Genomic DNA, 20,104 nt, shown 5'->3' with positions numbered 1-20,104 from the left:
GGGAGTGCGCCGGCAACCCACGGACCACTTCTGACGACAATCCGCCGGAAGGTACTCCCATGCGCATCCCGACCAAGCCCTCATCGCCTCCCTCCCGGCCGTCCGCCTCGGGGTCCACCGTCGCCGCCACGATGCTGACGCTGGCCTCCACCGGCGCCGCGAACGGGCGGATGAACTCCGCCGTCAGCGACTTCCAGCCTCAGCCCTCTTCGTCACGGACCGGTAACACCCGGGGCGCGAACGGGCTGGCGCTTGCGTCGGCCGCGACGCCCGGCCTCGCGCGGAAGCCGTCCCAGGCGGTGGCCTTCGTGCGCGACTTCAACGCGCGGCTGGACCTGCCGCCCGCGCGCCTGAAGGAGAAGCTCGCGCAGATGCGGGAGAGCCCGTCCGCGATGTTCCGCGCCATGCCCGCCCTCTTCCACTCCGACGTTCGAGGCCCCTATGCGCAGGGCACGCGGCTGACGGACCGGCCCGCTCCGGACATCCGGGTGGTGGGAGACCCCCACGTGGGCAACCTGGGGACGTTCCGGGGGCCGGACGGCAAGGCGGTGTGGGGGCTGAACGACTTCGATCAGACGGGCACGGCCTCACCGGAGCTGGACCTCGCGCGGATGGCGGCGAGCGCGGTGCTCACCGCGCGCGAGGCGGGCCTGTCGTCCGGTGATCAGCGGAAGGCGGTGGAGGCGCTCGCGAAGAACTACTTCGAGACGCTGGAGCTGCTGGCGGAGGGAGACGTGACCCCGGGGGCGTTCCTGGACAAGAAGGAGTCCTCCGGCCCGGTGAAGGACCTCATCGGGAAGGCCCGGGACGCGTCGGCGAAGGACCTGCTGTCGAAGTACGTGAAGCTCGACGGCTCGAAGGGCCCGCGCTTCCTGCATTCGGACACGCTCAAGCCGCTGGACGCGGAGCGGAAGTCGGCGGTGCGGACCGCGCTGGCCGCCTACGAGAAGTCCCTCCAGGGAACGGAGGGCGTGGCGGTGCCCCTGAAGGTGCTGGACCTCGCCGAGCGCCTGGACGCGGGCGGCAGCAGCTACGGCCTGGAGCGCGACTACGTGCTCGTGGGCGCGGCGGATCCGAAGGCGCCGCCGGTCCTGCTGGAGATGAAGGAGCTGCTCGCCTCCAGCGTGAATGCGCCCCCGGCCCCCGCGGACGGCGCGGACGTCGTGAAGGCGCAGCAGGAGCTGTCGGGCTCCGTGAATCCGCTGACGGGCGCGGTGAGCATGGGCGGCCGGGCCTTCCTCGTGCGCGAGGTGGAGCCGGAGAAGAACAAGCTGGATGACAGCGTGTTCCAGAAGAAGAAGTCCCTGAACTCGACGTTCGAGCAGGCGGGAGTGGTGCTGGCCCGGGCCCACGGCAACACGCGCGAGCAGGCCGCGCGCCTGGAGGACTGGGTGGGCGGCGACACGAAGGAAGCCACGAAGCGGCTCACCGCCTTCGCGCTGGCCTACGCGGATCAGGCGGAGGCGGACTGGAAGGCCCTGAAGGCCGCGCGCTGAGCCCCGCGCCACGGCCCGACCGCCTTGCTCGGAGCAAGCCCCGCGGAGGGCGCTCCAAGGCACCACAAGCCCAAGGCGTTGCGAGGGAACCAGCCCTCGCGGAGCGGCCCTGAGCGCCCCCTGCCCATGGTGCGGGAGGAAGCCGGGGTCGCATCGCGCGGCTCCGCCAATCGCTCAGAGGGTCGCCACCAACTGCCCCGCCGCGTCGCGCAGCGCGACGACGTCGAAGTCGTCCCTGCGTCACCGGAAGATGGCGCGGCTCCGCCAATCGCTCAGAGGGTCGCCACCAGTTGCCCCGCCGCGTCGCGCAGCGTGACGACGTCGAAGTCGTCCTTGAGCCACTGGAAGATGCTGCGCAGCCGCTCCTGCTTCTTCGCCGCGCTCACCCGGAGGTCGCGCTGCTGGCGCACGAGCTCCCACGGGATGCCGTCCGCCGCGTCCAGCACGTCCACGCCGTGCAGCTCGAAGTTGAAGAACGGATCCGCCCGGCACGCGCGGTACGCGGCGCGCATCGTGCCGCGAGGCAGCGTCGTCGCGAAGGTGCCAATGAAGGGGAAGCGCACCACGGGCGTCACCGTCATCGGCAGCTCCACCACCGCGCCCGACCCGCGCCGGTAGGGCTGCGCCGGGTCCGGCCGGTACGGGACTCGGGGCGCCAGCAGCACGCGGGGTGAATCCAACACGGAGCGCGACGGCCGCCGCAGCGCCGCGAGCGCCCCCATCACCGCCGCCTTCGCCACGTAGTACGGCGCCGCCGGGAACGCGGAGGAGCCGTACTGGTAGCCCTGCGCCACGGTCGCCGCGTACAGGTCCGCGTTCAGCGTGTAACCGGGCGCTCGGAAGCCGGAGGGGCGCACACCGACAGCCTTCAGGATGGCCGCGTCCGCGCGCGAGAGGTCGTCCGCGATGGCGTCCGCGCCCCGCCGCGTGAGCGCGTAGTCATGCGCGTGGCTGTGGCTTGCGATCTCGATGCCCGCCGCGTGGGCACGCCGCATGCCCTCCGCCGCGCCGGGGTCCGTCTCCAGGTCCTCGCCAATGGCGAAGAACGTCCCGGGCACCCCCACGGCGGACAGCAGCTCCTGGAAGCGCGGCACCGCCACGCGGTGCACCAACGTCCGGGCGCGGTCGTCCAGCAGCGACTCGGACAGACCGTGGATCCGGCAGTAGTGCGGCAGCGAATCCAGGTCGACGGAGATGGACGCCAGGCGCGCCGCCGGCATGGGAGGCTCCCTCTCAGGTCCCGCGGACGCGGATGACGTAGAACAGCTTGCCCACGTTCTTGAGCACGTTGGGCACGCGCTTGAACAGGTGGATGGACGGCTGGCGCTTCTCGTGGAGCTGGATGGGGATCTCCATCACGCGCAGGCCCTCGCGCCACGCGCGGATGACGAACTCGCTGGCGAACACGTCCATGTCCACGACGCACTTCTGGATGACGGGCAGCAGCGCTTCGCGCCGGAACGCCTTCAGGCCATGCGTGTCGGTGCCCTGGAAGCCCAGCGCCACGCGCAAGAGCTTGTTGTGCACCCGCGTGGCCGCGCGGCGGATGAGGGGACGCTGGTCGCTCGCGCCCTTGGCCGCCTTGGAGCCCACGACCATGTCCGCCTCACCGCGCTCCAGCCGGGGCAGCGCCGCGTCGTAGAAGGACAGGTCGCACAGGTCGATCTCGTCGCACACCACGTAGGTGCCCTGGGCCTTGAGGATGCCCGCCTTGAGCGCCACGCCGTAGTTGGGGGTCTCCGAGTGGAACCAGCGCAGGCGCGGGTTCTTCGCGCACAGCTCTTCCAGCAGCTGCGGCGTCGAGTCGCGGGAGCCGTTCTCCGCGAAGATGATTTCGTAGTCGAGCCCGCGAGCATCCAGCCCCTGACGCAGCTCTTCGGCTGCCTGGGCGATGATGGACTCCTCGTTGTAGACGGGGATGACGACGGAGAGGTGCAGGGCCATGGGTCCGGGAAGCGAAAAGGAAGGCCTCGGGGCGTAGCACGCCCCCGGACCACCGTCGACAGGAGACGGCGCCTTGCGTCAGCCGTTCAGCGACCGGGCGCAGGCCCGCCCGCCCAGGATGGCGTCCTCCATGGAGGAGTACTCCCACTTCCCATAGCGCCCGGCGGTGAGGATGCCCGCGTGCTCCAGGAAACGGTTCACCTCCGCCATCGCGGGCCCGTACGCGTCGTCATAGAGGACGTACGCGTTGGGAATCTCCCGCCCCTTCGTGAAGAGGATGTCGTCCGCCGAATGGATCATCTGCGAGCGCAGCAGGTCCTCCACCGCGTACCGCTCCGCGTCCGCCAGGGACAGCTCGCCGTGGTGGCTGAACTCGACGGAGAAGCTGGCCGTGTCCGGCGGAGCCAGCGCCGGGTACACCGCCGACGGGGCCCCGATGCGGTACGAGTGGAACTCCGGCTCCGGCAGGTAGATCCAGTGCCACGGCTGGCGGTTCGCGCCCCGGGCCCCCACGCACACGTACGTGACGATGAAGGCGCGCAGGCGCTTCGCCGCGGCCTGCACCTCCTCCGGAATCCCAGAGGCCCCCCGAGCGATGAGCTGCACCAGCGTCGGCAGCGCGATGGAGGACACCAGCCCCGAGTACGGCAGCGTGCGCCCGTCCGACAGCGAGACCTGCTTCGCCCTCCAGTCGATGGAGACGGGCTCGGTGTGGACACTCAGCTCGCCCCCCTGGAGGTGCTGCTTCATCGCACGCGCCAGGCTCTCGATGCCGCCCTCGCGCGGGTAGAGGAAGGAGGCGTTGTAGCCCAGCTGATCACTGCCAGCGCCGAGCGCCCCGTCCACGACCTCCTTCAGGGTCGGGCGCGGCACGAACCGGCCGACCCAGGCGGCGGACATCTCGCGCGGGTGCACGGTCCAGAGCTTCTGGTTGTAGGGCAGCATGAAGTTCTTCGCGAAGCCCTCGCCCATGTAGCGGAGGATGAACTCCTCGAAGTTGACGGGGTCGCGCTCGCGCAGGGAGCGGCCCTTCTCCCCGTAGATGGCCTCCACGTAGCCGACCAGGTTCTCCGCCACGACCTCCGGCGGCAACCCATGGGTGTTCACCTGGTACGGGAAGCGCGTGAAGGTGTTTCGTGAGAACACCGCGGCGCGGCGCTGGATGCGCACCAGCTGGTCCGGGAGCCAGAGCGTATTGACCAGTTCCTGGATTTCCGGGTCACGCAGGTGGAGCCAGTGGCCGGTGGGGTCGAAGTAACACCCGTCAATGACCTCGGTCTTGATGAGGCCGCCGACGCGGTCCGACTTCTCGATGAGGCGCCAGGGGCGCTTGAGGAAGTGCGCGGTGGACAGGCCCGCGAGGCCCGCCCCGAGGATGACGATGGGATCCATGCGCCGGCGGGTCTAGCATCCCGACCGGGGGGCAGGAAAAGGAACGCGTACTGCTGGTGGGGGCAGGCGCCCGGCCTCCTGCCAGGCTGGGTGACGGCTTCGTGCACCGGGGGCGCGTTCTTTCCGGGCTTGAAACGGCTCTGCTAGCCTGCACGCGCCGCGCGAACCATCGCAGCGCCCCCGTCATTGCTGCGCCTGCGCGCGCCAGCCGGTCTCGTCGAAGGAAAACAATGAAAGTCTCCTGCCCGTCGTGCCAGACGAATTACAACATCGATGACAGGCGGATCCCGCCCGGGGGCGCGAAGCTCAAGTGTGCCCGGTGCCAGACCACGTTCCCCATCAAGGCCGATGGCGTGAGCGCCGAGGCCCCCGAGACCGCGCCAGCCGCGGCCCCCCCGTCCGCCGCCGCGCCCCAGGCCGCCGCCATCCCCCTGCCGGGCACCGCCGCGCCCCAAGCCGCCGCGATTCCGCTCCCCGGCACCGCCGCGCCCCAGGCCGCCATCCCGCTGCCGGGCAGCGCCGCACCGCAGCCCGCCGCCATCCCGCTTCCCGGTAGCGCCGCGCCGCGCGCCGCCGCCATCCCGCTCCCGGGCACCGCCGCGCCCCAGGCCGCCGCGATTCCGCTCCCCGGTAGTGCCGCGCCGCGCGCCGCCGCCATCCCGCTCCCAGGCAGTGCCGCGCCGCAGCCCGCCGCCATCCCGATGGGCGCGGGTCCCGCCGCCATCCCGCTCCCGGGCAGTGCCGCGCCGCAGCCCGCCGCCATTCCGATGGGCGCGGGGCCCTCCGCGATTCCGCTCCCAGGCACCGCCGCGCCCCAAGCCGCCGCCATCCCCCTGCCGGGCACCGCCGCGCCACGCGCCACCGCCATTCCCCTGGGCGCGAGCCCCACGGCCTCCGCCGCCATCCCCCTGCCCGGCACCGCCGCGCCCCAGGCCGCCGCGATTCCGCTCCCCGGTAGCGCCGCGCCGCGCGCCGCCGCCATCCCGCTCCCGGGCAGCGCCGCACCTCCGGCCGCCGCCATCCCGATGGGCGCGGGGCCCGCCGCGATTCCGCTCCCGGGCTCCGCCGCGCCCCAGTCCGCCGCCATCCCCCTGCCCGGCACCGCCGCGCCGCGCGCCGCCGCCATTCCCCTGGGCGCGAGCCCCACGGCCTCCGCCGCCATCCCCCTGCCCGGCGCCGCCGCGCCCCAGTCCGCCGCGATTCCGCTCCCCGGCAGCGCCGCGCCGCGCGCCGCCGCCATCCCGCTCCCGGGCAATGCCGCGCCGCCCGTCCCCGAGGATCCGTTCTCCTTCGACGACGACGTCCCGCCCGCCGCGTTCGCCTCGCCAGGCGTGGCCGCGCCCCGGGCCATCTCGCTGGACGCGGGCCCTTCGGCGCCGGTGGCGCTGCCGGATGACTCTTTCAGCTTCGACATGGAGGCCGCGCCCCCCGCGCCCCAGGCCGCGGAGGACGACTTCGCGGAGGTGGGCAGCGGCGAGTTCTCCTCGCTCGACACCAGCGACTTCTCCGAGCCGCGCGAGGACGTGACCCGCGTCGTCGCCATCCCCGTCCCCACCGCCGCCTTCCGCGAACCCACGGCGCCGGTCGCCTACGGCTCGCAGGAACCGAGCGGCACCGCACGCGACTTCGACTTCTCCGAAGACCCCATCGCCTCCACCCCCGCTCCGGAGACGGACTTCGGCAGCACGCCCGACTTCGACTTCTCCGAGGACGCCAACCTGCCCGTCCCGGTGCAGGCCGCCGAGGACGCGTTCACCTTCGACATCAACGATCCCTCGAACGCCCACGGCCCTGGGGCACCGCGCCCGCAGCCCCAGACCTACGGCTACGGAATGCCCGCCGAGCCCCAGGCGGATCCCTTCGCACTGGCCCCGCCCCCCGCGGAGCCCGAGGCGGATCCGTTCGGCCTGCCCCCGCCCTCCTCCTACGCGGCCCCGGCCCCCATCGCCGACCCGTTCGCGCTGCCCCCGCCCCCCTCGGCCGGCGCCTCGCCCTACGATCTGGGCGACCTGCCCGCCGCGGGTGAGGACCCCTTCGCCCTCCCGCCCTCGCCCGGCCTGGACTTCTCCGACCTGCCCTCGCCCGCCTCGCCGCCGGCCATGGACTTCTCGGACCTGCCCTCGCCCGCCGCGCCCGCGTCCTTCGACTTCGCGGATCCGCCGCCCGCGTACGGCCAGTCCCCCGTGCCCGACTCGGATCCGTTCGCGGTGGACTTCACGTCGCCGCCGGCCAGCGCCGCGCCCGCCCCGGACTTCTCGCTCGACTTCGGAGACCCCGCGCCCCCGCCCCCGGCCCGCGTCAACCCGATGACGGACTTCGGCGACGTGGACTTCGGTGACCCGGCCCCCGTGCCGGCCTCCGCCGCCACGGGCCTGCCGGACGCGCTGGAGTTCGACCCGACCGCCGCGCCCGCGGATGACCTGGAGGCGGACCTCTCCGCGCCGCTGCCGCCCCCGCCCGCCGCGGGCCCCACGGACGGCCTGGAGATGCTGAGCTTCATCGACGACAGCGCCGGCAAGGAGGCCGGAGGCCGCGTGCCGGTGAAGCGCTTCCACGTGCGCCGCCGCTCCGGGAAGATGTTCGGCCCGTTCGAAGAGGGCGTCATCGTCAAGATGCTCGAGGACGGCCAGCTCCTGGGCAACGAGGACGTCTCGCCTGACTCGGAGGCCTGGTCCGCCATCGGCACCGTGCCCATCTTCGCCTCCGCCATCCAGCGGCTGATGGAGGGCCCGGCCAAGGCCGTCCCCCTCGCGGCCACCGCGGCGGCGGCCAGCCCGGACGCGCCCGGCGCGGACCCCGCGAACCCCCAGGCCAGCATGGAGCGGCTGCGCCAGCTCTATGAAGGCCGCATGGCCGCGGTGTCCGTCGTGGACCGCAGCGCGGCCGACCTCAAGTGGAAGAAGCGCCTGCCCATCTTCATCGCCGCGGGCGTGTCGGTGCTCGTGCTGGGCACGGGCGCCAGCTTCGAGGCCAGCCGCTACGGCGCCTTCGGCCGCAACAAGCTCTTCCCCGCCCGCGTGTCCGCGGGCTCCTCCGAGGCGAAGCTCGTGGAGGAGGCGCGCAAGGGCCTCCTGGAGGACACCTACGCCAGCTACAAGGAAGCGCGCACCAAGAGCGCGCAGGTGCTGGCCACCAAGGAGTACCCGGAGGTTCGCGCCCTCTGGTGCCAGTCCGTGGCCTACCTCCAGCGGCGCTACGCGGACGGCGAGCGCTCCGACCTCACCGCGTGCGGCAAGCACATGGAGACCATCGAGCTGCTGGGGGAGAAGAACGTGGAGGTCCTCAAGACGGCCGCCGCGATCGCCCTCACCAACCGCAAGGGCGCGGACGTGCAGGCCCGCCTCCAGGACGCCTACAGCCGCGAGGACAACCAGGGCGATTGGGAGCTCGCGTTCCTGCTGGCGGAGACCTACGCGCAGCAGAAGGACATCCCCAACGCCATCACCACGCTGACGAAGGTGCTGGAGAAGAACCCGAAGTCGGCCAAGGCCCATCACGCGCTGGGCAACCTGTACCAGGCGCAGGGCAAGGCCGACGAGGCCGCCAAGGCCTACGCGGACGCGCTCGCGGCGGATCCGCAGCACGCCGCGTCCGCGGTGGAGCTGGCCGCGGTGGAGCTGCTGGTGCGCAAGGCGAACATCGACCAGGGCGCCCAGGCCGTGGAGAGCGCCCTGAAGCTCCAGGACGAGCTGGGGCCCGCCGAGCGCGCCCGCGCCCGCGGTCTCAAGGGCGTGGCCCTCTTCCAGCAGTTCAAGCCCAAGGAGGCGGAGACGGAGCTGAAGGCCGCCCTCAAGGACAACCCGGACTCCAGCTTCATCAAGGCGCAGCTCGCCCTGGTGCTGCGCTCGCAGCGCGACTACGACGGCGCGCTGCCGCTGTACGCCTCGCTCGCGAAGGAGGACAGCGCCAACCTGGAGTACGTGGACGGCCACATCACCGCGCTGGTGATGACGGGCAAGATGCAGGACGCGCTCACCGCGGTGGAGGCCGCCAGCAAGAGCTTCCCCAACGAGGCGCGCATCGCGTACCTCTACGGCCGCATCGAGGACGCGCTCGACAAGCCCACGGAAGCCGAGGGGCACTTCAAGCGCGCCACCGCCGCGGACGCCAAGCTGGTGGACGCGGGCCTGTACCTGGGCCGCCTGTACCTGCGTCAGCACCGCAACGCGGACGCACGGGCCCTGCTGGAGGCCGCCGCGCAGCAGGCGCCGGACCACGCGGGCGTGCACGCGGGCCTGGGAGAGCTGGCGCTGGCGGAGAACAACAGCCTGCTGGCGCAGCAGGAGTTCGACCGCGCCGTGCAGCTGGACCCCAACCTGGCGGACGCCCACCTGGGCCTGTCCCGCGTGGCCCTGCTGGGCGGTGACGCGGCCCGCGCGGAGACGGAGGCCAACCGCGCCCTGGAGCTGGATCCGCACCTCTTGAAGGACGGGCGCCTGCAGCGCGGGCTCGTGCTCTGGCGGCTGCACCGGCTGGATGAGGCCGCCGCGGAGCTGGAGAAGGCGAAGCAGGAGGATCCCCGCTCCACCACCACGCCCATCACCCTGGGCGCGGTGCTGCTGGAGAAGGGCGACCTGGGCGGCGCGGAGAGCAACCTGGGCCTCGCGCTGCGCAACGAGCCGTCCAACCACGAGGCGCTCTACTACCTGGGCCTCGTGCGCGCGAAGCGCTCCGAGTACACCCAGGCGCTCGACAGCATGAAGACCGCGGTGGACCGCGCGCCCAAGCGCCCGGACTACCACTACGCCTACGGCGTCATCCTGCGCGACGCGAAGCGGCTGCCGGACGCCATCGAGCAGTGGCAGGCCGCGGTGGCGCTGGACTCCCACTACGCGGACGCCCATGAGGCCCTGGGCCACGCCTTCCTGGAGCGGGGCGAGTTCGACAACGCCATCGCCTCCTTCGAGGCCGCGCTCAAGGCGGATCCGCAGCGCACGCGGGTGATGGGCGCCATGGGCGACGTGCTCTTCAACGCCGCGCGCTGGGACGACGCCGTGCGCCGCTACCAGGCCGCGCTCAAGGCGGATCCGAAGCTCACGTACGTCTACTACAAGGTCGCGCGCGCCTACACGGAGCAGGCCCAGCACGCGAAGGCCATCGACTGGTACAAGAAGGCCACCGCCGCGGAGCCGGAGAACCCGCAGCCCTTCTACTACCTGGGCTTCGCCTACAAGGAGCGCAACAAGCGCAAGGACGCCATCACGGCGTTCAAGGAGTACCTGGCGAAGAAGCCGGGCGCGGCGGACAAGAAGGACATCGAGGACGAAATCTACGACCTCGAACACTAGGCAGGTCCCCGGGCGGGCCCGCCGAAGGCCCGCCCCCGGACGGGCGCGACGGGCGGTCCCGTCAGCCCCTGGGGCCGGGTGGCGTCCGGCCCTGAGCATGCGGCGCGTGGTGAGCCTTGCCGGCCCACGCCCGGGATGACTACAAGGCGGGCCCCTATGCTGGACCTCCGGAACGTTGCGCAGAACTTCGATGCGGTCGTCGCCCGACTGAAGACGCGGGGCGGCAGCCTGGACCTCGGCCCCTTCCAGGCGCTCTTTCTGGAGCGCCGCGACCTCTACGTCTCCATGGAAGCGCTGGCCGCGCGCCGCAACGCCGCCAACGAGGAGATGAAGCGCAAGGCCAAGGAGGATCCGTCCGCGATGGAGAAGCTCCGCGGCGACCTGCGCGGCGTCTCCCAGGAGATCAAGGAGAAGGAGGGCCGCCTCAAGGAAGTGGAGGAGGAGCTCAACCGCATCCTGCTCGTCATCCCCAACGTGCCCCACGAATCGGTGCCGGTGGGCACCAGCGCGGATGACAACGTCCAGGTGAAGGCCTGGGGTGAGAAGCCGAACCTGCTCTTCACGCCGAAGCAGCACTTCGAGCTGGGCGAGTCGCTGGGCATGCTCGACTTCGAGCGCGCCGCGAAGGTGTCCGGCAGCCGCTTCACCTTCTACAAGGGCGCGCTGGCGCGGCTGGAGCGCGCGCTGGTCACGTTCATGATCGATGTGCACACGCAGAAGGGCTACACGGAGCTGCTGCCGCCCTACCTGGTGCTGCGCGAGACGATGATGGGCACCGGCCAGTTGCCCAAGTTCGAGGACGACGCGTTCAAGACGTCCGGCGACCCGGAGCGCTTCCTCATCCCCACCGCGGAAGTCCCCGTGACGAACTACCACGCGGACGAAATCCTGGAGGGCGACCAGCTCCCCATCCGCTACTGCGCCTTCAGCCCGTGCTTCCGCGCGGAAGCCGGCGCGGCGGGGCGCGACACCCGCGGCCTCATCCGCCAGCACCAGTTCCACAAGGTGGAGCTCGTGAAGTTCGCCCCTCCGGAGAAGAGCCTGGAGGAGCTGGAGGCCATGACGGACGACGCCTGCGACATCCTCCGCCGGCTGGGGCTGCACCACCGCGTGATGCTGCTGTGCACCGGAGACATGGGCTTCGGCGCGAGGAAGACCTACGACATCGAGGTCTGGCTGCCGGGCCAGGGCGCGTACCGCGAGATTTCGTCCTGCTCGGACTGCGGCGACTTCCAGGCGCGCCGCGCGAAGATCCGCTTCCGCCCCCAGAAGGGCGACAAGCCGCAGATGGTGCACACCCTCAACGGCAGCGGACTGGCCGTGGGGCGCACGAGCATCGCCATCCTGGAGAACTTCCAGCGGGAGGACGGAAGCGTCGCCATCCCGGAGGCGTTGGTGCCGTACATGGGGGGCATGAAGGAACTGCGCCCCCTGTAGTCAGGTGGACCGGGCCCCTTCCGTGAAAAGGGGCCAACATCCATCTTGCAACGGGGAAGAAATAGGGTAGAAGGGCGGCCCCACGGGCGCGGTTGGCCCACGGGAGCCGTCGGCACAAAGCTGTGGAGGCGTGGCCGAGCGGTTGAAGGCAGCGGTCTTGAAAACCGCAGAAGGTGAAAGCCTTCCGTAGGTTCGAATCCTACCGCCTCCGATTTTGAGCTTGAGTTTCGCGGTTCTTTGACAGAGAAGAGTTGGAGAGATGGCCGAGAGGCTGAAGGCACAGGTTTGCTAAACCTGCATACTCGAAAGGGTATCGAGGGTTCGAATCCCTCTCTCTCCGCCACATGTCGTAAAGCAGCAGCCGGGAAGAATTGCTCCCTTAGCTCAGCTGGATAGAGCGTCGGACTACGAATCCGAAGGCCGGAGGTTCGAATCCTCCAGGGAGCGCCACTTCTTCTTTTTTGGCGCGCACGACACATGAGTGACGACATCGCTTTCATGCAGCAGGCTTTAGAGCTCGCGCAGAAGGCAGCCTCACTCGGAGAAGTACCCGTCGGTGCGGTAGCAGTGCTGGACGGCAACGTCGTGGGCACGGGCTTCAACCGGCGTGAGTGTGACCGGAATCCCTTTGCCCATGCCGAGATGCTTGCGCTGGATGCCGCAGCGAAAGCACGCGGTGCGTGGCGACTCTCCGGGGTGACGCTCTACGTGACGCTGGAACCGTGCGCGATGTGCGCCGGTGCGCTGGTCCAGTCTCGCGTTACCCGACTCGTCTTTGGTACAATGGATCCGAAAGCGGGTGCGGTCGGCTCGCTGTACAACTTGGTGGAAGAGCCGCGACACAACCACCGGCTCCAGGTCACGAGCGGCATCTTGGCGGAAGACAGTCGCCAGCTTCTCAAGACGTTCTTCGAGCGCTTGCGCGCGAAGCGACGTGAAAACTGAATACTCTGGAGAGCTGGCCGAGTGGTCGAAGGCACCTGACTCGAAATCAGGCGTACCGGTAACGGTACCGTAGGTTCGAATCCTACGCTCTCCGCTCCATCGTCTTTGGAGAGGTGGCCGAGCGGTTGAAGGCGCACGCCTGGAACGCGTGTATATCTGAAAGGGTATCGTGGGTTCGAATCCCACCCTCTCCGTTGTTATTTTCGAAGTAGCAGCACGGATTTTGTGGTCGGGACAACGTGGGGGCGCGAACCCCGCCAGGTCCGGAAGGAAGCAACGGTAGCGTACTTCCGCGTGTGTCCCGGCCGTTCTGTTTGTCCAGAAGCGCCGATGTCCCTCACTGGGGCATCGGCGCTTCCGCTTTGCGGGCATCCCCTCCCCTGTCTGGCGGCGTCAGTCGCGGGCGAGGATGGTCTCGCGGCCCACCTGTCGGACGACGTGGAAGCCGGCGGACTGGAGCTCCGTCAGGGCCCGCCCCTCGAAGGTGACGGCTCGGTTGAAGGCTCGGTCCCGGATGGAGGCCTGGAAGGCCGCGTCGTGGGGCCAGTCGCAGGTGCGCCAGGGGATGTTCCGGCCCACGTAGAAGAAACCTCCTGAGCCCCACAGCCCCTCGTTGACGATGAGCAGGCCCGTCGCGTCTCCCCGAGTGGCCCGGACGATGGCGCGGAACTGGTCCGCCCGCAGGTCCTGGGAAGGGAACCCCGTGGCGTGCACGAAGCCCAGGCCCAGGGCCAGCACCGCCACCCCGCCCCTCATCCCCGGTCTGGAAAGCCGCGTGATGGCCACGGCCAGTTGGGCAGCCGCCGCGAGCAGGCCCACCACGAGCCCCGGGTAGAGGAAGCGCTCCTCCTTGTGCGGCGTAATCAGGAGGACGGCCGTGTAGACGACCGCGCAGGTGAGCGGCAGGGACAGCGCGCGCAGACGCAGCAGGGGGCCCACGGACAGGGGCAGGGCGGCCCAGGCCCACAGGGGCACGGCCCGGAGCAGCGGCTGCCTGTAGAAGTCCGGCGGTGAGGCGCCGAACGCCGCGGCGGCCTCTCCGGAGATCACGTTGTAGCGGAGGTAGGCCAGGAACGAGTGGAACGGCGTTCCCCAGGTGCCCCAGTCGAGCAGGCCCAGCCCCACCGCGACCCCGGCTCCCCCCAGAACGGTGAAGGCCAGCAGGCGCCACCGCCGCGCGACCGCCAGCCACACCAGCGCCGCCACCACGAAGAGGGCGGACGGATAGCGCGTCACCACCGCGAGCCCCAAGGCCAGGCCCCCCACGAGCCCCGCCCGGCGGACCTGGGCAGCCTGCCCGGTGACCGGCCGGTCCAGGGCCTCCATGGCCACGAGGAGGAAGGACGCGGAGAAGGACTCCGACAGCGTGCGCCCGGCGAAGAGGAGCACCGGACCGCTCAGTCCCAGGAGCAGCACGGCGAGCGCGCCACCCCATGGACCCGCTCGGCGCGCGGCGAAGCGATACACCGCCCACAGGCTCCAGGCATGCAGGGCGAACTGGGGAACGGCCACCACGCCCCGGTAGATGCGCGGGTTCGTGATGCCGAGCACCTCCGCCAGCTTGAGGAAGGCGGCCAGCACACCGGGGGCCGCCCAGTTGCGCAGGCCCTCCCGCCACTCCCACGCCAGCACGCCGTAGCCGTGCACGCGCCACCACGCGGGCTCCAGCGACTGGAACACCTCGTCCGGGTGGATGCGCCCCAACTGGAGCACCGCCAGCACGCCGGGCACCAGCGACACCGCGAGGAGTCCCAGGACGCGGAGACTCCCGTGGCGCCTCGCCCAGACGGGCTCGGGGGACGGAGGGGGGGCCGCCGAGGGGGGGGAGCGCGAATCGGGGGCTGCGGGCGCGTCGGGGGCGGAGGCGTCGTTCACGGGGCGGGCGCGACTCTTTCTGGCCAGGGCGCCCGGCGCAAGCCGCACGGTGTTTGGCGGGGAGGCCGTGGCTCGGCTAGGAACGGCCTTTTCCCCCAAGGAGGAAGACCATGCCAGACGTCATCGTGGTGGGTGCGGGCCACAACGGACTTGTCGCGGCGGCGATGCTCGCTCGCCGGGGCCTGTCGGTCACCGTGCTGGAAGAGAAGGACCAGGTGGGCGGTGCATGCAAGACGGAGTATCCGTTCCGCACCGCGCCGAAGCTCGGTGTCTCCACCGGCGCGTACCTCCTGGGGCTGATGCCGCCGGAGCTGCTCCAGGAGCTCCAGATGGAGCTGCCGCTCAAGCGCCGCGACCCGCATTACTTCCTCCCCACGATGGACAAGCGCTACCTGCTGTTCGGCTCGGATGAGCGGGAGCTGGAGCGGCAGTTCCGCGAGTTCTTCTCCGAGGCGGACTGGAACGCCCACGTCGCGATGAACGCGGAGCTGGGGGCGCTGCGCGAGGACCTGGCGCCCGCCTGGCTGCTGCCCCCCCTGTCGCTGGAGGAGACCGCGGAGCGCTATGTGCGCCCTGCCCTGCGCCAGCACTTCATCCGGCTGTGTCGCGGCACGGCCCGCGAGTACCTGGAGCGCTTCGGCTACAAGTCCGACTTCGTGAAGGCGATGTACGCCGTCACCGACGCGTTCTCCGGCCTGGACGGCGGCTATGACACGCCGGGCACGGGCATGAACCTGCTGGTGCACAACCTCTGCCGGCTGCCGGGCAGTGGCGGCACGTGGATGATCGTCGAAGGCGGTATGGGCACCGTCACCCAGCGCATCGCGCAGCTGGCGCGCAAGCACGGGGCGGAGCTGCGCACGAACGCCAAGGTGGCGTCGGTGCGCGTGGACGGGGGCGTGGTGAAGGGCGTGGTGCTGGAGAGCGGCGAGGAGCTGTCCGCGAAGGTCGTCGTCTCCAACGCGGACCCCTTCCGCACGCTGAAGCTGGTGGAGACCTCCGCGCTGCCGGAGGACTACCGCCGCAAGGTGGACGGCCTGTCCGCGCCCGGCACGACGCTGAAGGTGAACCTGTGCCTCAAGTCCCTGCCCACCTTCACCTGCCTGCCGGAGGACCGGGGCCAGTTCGGGCCCACCATCCACCTGCTGCCCCAGGAGGACGACGTGCTCGGGGCGCTCGCGCACGGCTACAAGGAGGCCCAGGCGGGCCGGCTGGCGGAGTTCCCCTCCATCGAGTGGTACGTCCACACCACCGTGGATCCGACCCTCAAGGACGCGGAGGGGCACCACAACTCCGCGCTCTTCGTGGAGTGGGTGCCGGAGAAGCTGGAGGGCACCACGTGGGAGAAGGAGGAGGCCCGGTACGTGAAGCACCTGCTCTCCATCTGCGACCGCTTCGCGCCGGGAACGAGCGACCTGGTCCAGGAGTACTTCGCGCTCACGCCGCCGAAGATTGAATCCCACTTCGGCATCACCCGCGGCCACATCCACCATGTGGACAACAAGCGGGGCTTCACCGACCGCCTGCCCTATGAGACGCCCGTGCAGGGGCTCTACTTCTGCAGCGCGGGCTGCCACCCGGCGGGCAGCGTCATCGGCGCGGCGGGGCACAACGCGGCCAACGTGGTGCTACAGGCGCTCGGACGCTGAGGCGGAGTGCGCCTCACGGCGGGCGGAATGGACGTTCCATGGATCATTCGGCCCGCCGTGTTTAGATGACGTCCCCCATGAGCTACCTCGTCCTCGCCCGCAAATGGCGCCCGCAGAAGTTCGATGACATGACCGGACAGGAGCACGTCGTCCGGACCATCGGGAATGCCATCAAGATGGACCGGGTCGCGCATGCGTACCTGTTCTGTGGCCCTCGAGGGGTGGGCAAGACGACGGCCGCCCGCCTGCTCGCCAAGGCCCTCAACTGTGAGCAGGGGCCCACGGCGACCCCGTGTGGCACCTGCCGGGCGTGCACGGAGATCACCTCGGGCACCAGCGTGGACGTGGCGGAGATCGACGGTGCGTCGAACAACGGCGTCGAGAACGTGCGCGAGATTCGCGAGAACGCGAAGTACCTGCCGCAGCGCGACCGCCACAAGATCTACATCATCGACGAGGTGCACATGCTCTCGGGGGCGGCGTTCAACGCGCTCCTGAAGACGCTGGAGGAGCCGCCCGGTCACGTGAAGTTCATCTTCGCGACGACGGAGGCGCACAAGCTCCCGGACACCATCCTGTCGCGCTGCCAGCGCCACAACTTCCGGCGCATCTCCGCGGCGAGGATGCTCCAGCGGCTGAAGGAGATCTGCCAGGCGGAAGGCGCGGGCATCTCCGAGCAGTCTCTGTCCCTGGTGGTGCGCCAGTCCGAAGGCGGCATGCGCGACGCGCTGAGCCTGCTGGACCAGATCCTCGCGTCGTGCGGTCCCAACCCCACCGACGAGGCCGTCGCGGAGGCGATGGGGGCCATCGACCGCACGGTGGTGCAGGACTTCGCGGAGGCGCTGGTCCGCAAGGACGCGAAGCGGGTGCTGGGCCGGGTGGATGAGGTGTTCAACCGGGGCCTGGACCTGAAGCGGCTGGCGGAGGAGCTGGCGCTGCAGCTGCGGCACGTCTTCGTTACGAAGTCGCTGGGAGAAGCACCGGCGGAGCTGGCCGAATCCGAGCAGAAGGCGCTGCTGGCGCTCGCGAAGGAAGCGGACACGGCGCAGCTGTCGCGCCTGTTCGACATCGTGCACGGCTGCATCTGGGATGTGTCGCGCGCCGCGCAGCCGAGGCTTGCGCTGGAGATGGCGCTGCTCAAGGCCATCCAGCTGTCGCCCGCTGGTTCGATTCCCGACCTGCTGGCCCGCGTGGAGCGGCTGTCAGCGGGGCTCGGCGCGGAAGGCGCCACGAAGAGCACGTCCGGAGCGCCGGGAGGTCGCTCCGGTCCCGCGAACTTTCGCGTCTGAGGTTCCGTCCGAGCCACGCGCGTCGGCCGCGGCACCACAGCGTCCGTTCGAAGCTCAGGCTGCGCCCGCGCACGCGGGTGCCCCCTCGCGTCCGATTGAGCCCCAGGGGGCGCCGACGCACGCGGGTGCGCCCTCGCGTCCGCTCGAAACCCACGGTGGCCACTCGGGTCCGCCCGAGCCCCAGGGGGTGCCCGTGCACGAAGGTGCGCCCTCGCGTCCGCTCGAGTCGCGGAGTGTGTCCACGCATGCGGGTGCGGCGCCACGCCCGTTCGAGACACAGGGTGATTCCGCGCGCACGGCGGCTCCTCCGCGCGCCGCGGAGCCACCCCCCAACGGAGGTTCCTCGCACGCGGGCGCCATTGTCCGGCCCTTCGACTCCACGGCGATTCCATCGCCGCCGGGGCGCTCGACGCCTCCCGACTCCCCTGCCGCATACGCGGGAGCGACCCCGCGCCCCTTTGGAGCTCAGGAGGCCCCCCACCCCAGCAGCACGCCGCGCTCCTTCGAGCCCGCTACGAACACGGCCCCCACGCACGCCAGCGTGGCACCGGGCGCCGCCGAAGCATCCAGGGAGGCTCCGCCCACGGTCGCGACACGCGCACCGGAGCCCTCCACGCCCGGTCGCGCTGGAATGATCCCCGCCACCCAGCACGCCGGTGCGCCGCCAGCCCCCACGCGCCCTCCGCCTGCCGCGTTGATGGAGGGGCTGTCTCCGGCGGCCGCCCGTCCCCTCTCCTTCCTGCGCAATGGCGGCGCGGGCAGCCCCGTTCCCCCCCCCGCCACCCTGCCTCCCGCGCCGGTGGTGATGGACGACCTGCCCCCATCCGCGGCACGTCCCCTCTCCTTCCTGCGCAACGGCGGCGGCGCGGCGCCCGCGATGGACGCCCCCCAGGCTCCGGGCATCGTCATGGACGACCTGCCCCCGTCCGCGGCGCGTCCCCTCTCCTTCCTGCGCAATGGCGGCGCCCAGGCTCCCACCGCCCCCATCCCCGGCCCTACGCCGGTGCCAACGAGTCCCGCCGAGCCCGGCCCCACCGTGCGCATCACCAACATGCGCCGGCCCGAGCCCGTGGGCCCGCCAGCGTCTCCCGCCTACGGCGACGAGCCCGTGGACGAGCGCATGTTCCCCGAGGAGGGCTCCGCCGAAGGTTGTGCCTCCGGCGAGTGCATCCCCGTCGCGGAACCCGCCGCCCCGGAACCCGAGCCTCCGGAACCCGAACCGCCCCCCGTGGCGGCCCCTGTGGCCTCTGGCCGCGACAACCCCAACCGCTCGCTGCCCGAGCGCTGGCGTGCCGCGGTGGAGAGCGTGAAGGCCACGTCCGTGCGCCACGGCACGGCGCTCGCCAACGGCCGCCTCCAGTCCATGAAGGCGGGCGAAATCATCCTGGGCTTCCCGCCCTCCGCCGCCTTCCACAAGGCCGCCGTCACGGCCTCCGGGGGCAAGGCCATCGTCGACGCGGCATTGGCCACGCACTTCGGCCGGGCGGTGAAGCTCACCATCCAGGACGTGGCGCAGACCCAGGACGCCGCCCTCCCGGGGGGCATGGGGCAGAGCCTGTCCGAACAGGACTCCCACAGCCGCGCCACCCACGAGAAGACCACCGAGGGAAAGGTGCGCGCCCACGCGTCCGTGCGAGCCATCCTCAAGATGCTGGGCGGCGAAATCGAGCACATCCAGGTCTACGAGCCCGAGCGGCCACCGGCCGGCCTCCCGGACGTCCCCACCGCTCCTGAGGACTGACAACGCCGCCGGGCCCCGCTAGGGTGCGCGGCGACGTCCCTGCTGCGAGCGGCGCCATGGCGGCCCGTGCTCCCACGACCGGGGACCGAGGAAGCCCATGCCCGGCATCGACCTGAACTACTTCATCCGGCAGGCGAACAAGCTCACCGAGAAGATCGAGGAGCGGAAGAAGCAGCTGGCGGAAGAGACCGTCGAGGCGAAGTCCGGCGAGGGCCTCGTGACGGTCGTCGCCAACTGCGTCCAGGAGATCCGCAGCATCAAGATCGACAAGAGCGCCATCGACCCCAACGACCCCGGGATGCTCGAGGACCTCATCACCGCCGCCGTGAACGCTGCCCTGGCGAACAGCCGTCAGCACATGAACAGCGAGCTGGCGAAGATCTCCGGCGGGGTGAAGATCCCCGGCATTAACTAAAGCCGGATGACCCCCGATCCGCTGAACCGCCTGGTCGCCCAGCTCGCGAAGCTGCCGGGCATCGGTGAGAAGACCGCCCAGCGCCTCGCCTTCCACATCCTGCGGGCGCCGGGCGAGTTCGCCGTCGACCTCTCGCTGGCCATCCGCGAGGTGAAGGAGAAGGTGCACCTGTGCGTGCGCTGCTTCTCCCTCACGGACTCGGAGCTGTGCGGCTTCTGCCGCGACAACCGCCGCGACGAGCGCGCGCTGTGCGTCGTGGAGACGTTCTCCGACCTGATGGCGCTGGAGCGCACCCGCGAATTCAAGGGCCGCTACCACGTGCTGCACGGCGTGCTGTCCCCGCTGGAAGGCGTGGGACCGGAGCAGCTGCGCATCAAGGAGCTGCTGGAGCGCCTCAACGACAGCCGGGTGGAGGAGATCATCCTCGCCACCAACCCGGACATCGAAGGCGAAGCCACCGCGCTCTACCTCACGCGCCTGCTCAAGCCGCTGGGCCTGCGGGTGACGCGCATCGCGCAGGGCCTGCCCATGGGAGGCGACCTGGAGTTCGCCGACCAGGCCACGCTCGCCAAGGCGCTGTCCGCCCGCCGCGACCTGTGACGGCGCACCGTCCCGCGCCGCCGCCAGCGGGAC

13 protein-coding genes, 5 tRNA genes and 1 other RNA gene are annotated in these 20,104 nt (G+C 71.0%); 15 read left to right on the top strand and 4 right to left on the bottom strand.

Annotated elements, in window-relative coordinates; translation table 11 throughout:
- Positions 1-59 precede the first annotated feature (59 nt).
- Complete coding sequence (locus tag GTY96_RS32250; protein ID WP_161666720.1) at positions 60-1,496, top strand: DUF2252 family protein; 1,437 nt, start codon at positions 60-62, stop codon at positions 1,494-1,496.
- A 272-nt stretch (positions 1,497-1,768) separates the two neighbouring features.
- Here GTY96_RS32250 and GTY96_RS32245 read toward each other — a convergent pair whose 3' ends face one another.
- From GTY96_RS32245 to GTY96_RS32235, 3 genes are all read right to left on the bottom strand, one after another.
- Complete coding sequence (locus GTY96_RS32245; RefSeq protein WP_161666719.1) at positions 1,769-2,716, bottom strand: polysaccharide deacetylase family protein; 948 nt, start codon at positions 2,714-2,716, stop codon at positions 1,769-1,771.
- Positions 2,717-2,729: 13 nt separating this feature from the next.
- Positions 2,730-3,440 carry a glycosyltransferase family 2 protein gene (locus GTY96_RS32240; protein WP_143899045.1) on the bottom strand — a complete coding sequence of 237 codons (711 nt, stop codon included), beginning with the start codon at positions 3,438-3,440 and terminating at the stop codon, positions 2,730-2,732.
- Between the two features lie 78 nt (positions 3,441-3,518).
- Positions 3,519-4,832, bottom strand: a complete 1,314-nt coding sequence (locus tag GTY96_RS32235) for a protoporphyrinogen/coproporphyrinogen oxidase (protein ID WP_143899044.1) — start codon at positions 4,830-4,832, stop codon at positions 3,519-3,521.
- 230 nt (positions 4,833-5,062) lie between these two features.
- Here GTY96_RS32235 and GTY96_RS32230 point away from each other — a divergent pair, with 230 nt between their 5' ends.
- The 9 genes from GTY96_RS32230 to ffs all read left to right on the top strand — a co-directional run bounded on the left by GTY96_RS32230 (position 5,063) and on the right by ffs (position 12,817).
- Complete coding sequence (locus GTY96_RS32230; RefSeq protein WP_161666718.1) at positions 5,063-10,120, top strand: tetratricopeptide repeat protein; 5,058 nt, start codon at positions 5,063-5,065, stop codon at positions 10,118-10,120.
- 156 nt (positions 10,121-10,276) lie between these two features.
- Complete coding sequence (gene serS / locus GTY96_RS32225; RefSeq protein WP_143899042.1) at positions 10,277-11,557, top strand: serine--tRNA ligase; 1,281 nt, start codon at positions 10,277-10,279, stop codon at positions 11,555-11,557.
- Positions 11,558-11,681: 124 nt separating this feature from the next.
- Positions 11,682-11,768 (top strand) — tRNA-Ser (locus GTY96_RS32220).
- A gap of 42 nt (positions 11,769-11,810) precedes the next feature.
- Positions 11,811-11,900, top strand: a tRNA-Ser gene (locus GTY96_RS32215).
- A gap of 30 nt (positions 11,901-11,930) precedes the next feature.
- Positions 11,931-12,007 (top strand) — tRNA-Arg (locus GTY96_RS32210).
- Between the two features lie 27 nt (positions 12,008-12,034).
- Complete coding sequence (gene tadA / locus GTY96_RS32205; RefSeq protein ID WP_143899041.1) at positions 12,035-12,502, top strand: tRNA adenosine(34) deaminase TadA; 468 nt, start codon at positions 12,035-12,037, stop codon at positions 12,500-12,502.
- Between the two features lie 7 nt (positions 12,503-12,509).
- Positions 12,510-12,596: transfer RNA gene (locus tag GTY96_RS32200), tRNA-Ser, on the top strand.
- A 13-nt stretch (positions 12,597-12,609) separates the two neighbouring features.
- A tRNA-Ser gene (locus GTY96_RS32195) sits at positions 12,610-12,696 on the top strand.
- A 28-nt stretch (positions 12,697-12,724) separates the two neighbouring features.
- An RNA gene (gene ffs, locus GTY96_RS32190) (signal recognition particle sRNA small type) lies at positions 12,725-12,817 on the top strand.
- Between the two features lie 78 nt (positions 12,818-12,895).
- Here the strand turns inward: ffs and GTY96_RS32185 are convergent.
- Positions 12,896-14,242, bottom strand: coding sequence for a glycosyltransferase family 39 protein (locus GTY96_RS32185; RefSeq protein WP_328701080.1), 1,347 nt, complete (start codon positions 14,240-14,242; stop codon positions 12,896-12,898).
- Between the two features lie 245 nt (positions 14,243-14,487).
- On the opposite strand from GTY96_RS32185, the gene GTY96_RS32180 reads away from it, so the two are divergent.
- The 5 genes from GTY96_RS32180 (at position 14,488) to recR (ending at position 20,071) form a co-directional block, all read left to right on the top strand.
- Positions 14,488-16,026, top strand: a complete 1,539-nt coding sequence (locus tag GTY96_RS32180) for a phytoene desaturase family protein (protein WP_143899039.1) — start codon at positions 14,488-14,490, stop codon at positions 16,024-16,026.
- Positions 16,027-16,103: 77 nt separating this feature from the next.
- Entirely contained in the window at positions 16,104-17,315 is a 1,212-nt protein-coding gene (dnaX, locus tag GTY96_RS32175; protein ID WP_161666716.1) for a DNA polymerase III subunit gamma/tau, read from the top strand.
- Positions 17,316-17,946: 631 nt separating this feature from the next.
- A complete protein-coding gene (locus tag GTY96_RS38050) occupies positions 17,947-19,056 on the top strand; it encodes a DNA polymerase III subunit gamma/tau (RefSeq protein WP_235686027.1) in 1,110 nt (369 codons plus the stop codon).
- A 97-nt stretch (positions 19,057-19,153) separates the two neighbouring features.
- The gene (locus GTY96_RS32165) at positions 19,154-19,471 is read left to right on the top strand and encodes a YbaB/EbfC family nucleoid-associated protein (RefSeq protein WP_143899037.1); all 318 of its coding nucleotides are present in this window, start codon (positions 19,154-19,156) and stop codon (positions 19,469-19,471) included.
- A gap of 6 nt (positions 19,472-19,477) precedes the next feature.
- A complete protein-coding gene (gene recR, locus GTY96_RS32160) occupies positions 19,478-20,071 on the top strand; it encodes a recombination mediator RecR (protein ID WP_143899036.1) in 594 nt (197 codons plus the stop codon).
- Positions 20,072-20,104: the final 33 nt, after the last annotated feature.

The sequence above is a fragment of the Corallococcus silvisoli genome (assembly GCF_009909145.1).
GTDB lineage: Bacteria > Myxococcota > Myxococcia > Myxococcales > Myxococcaceae > Corallococcus > Corallococcus silvisoli.
Note: the sequence above shows the minus strand (reverse complement) of the source record. Positions and strands in the feature narration are given on the sequence as shown.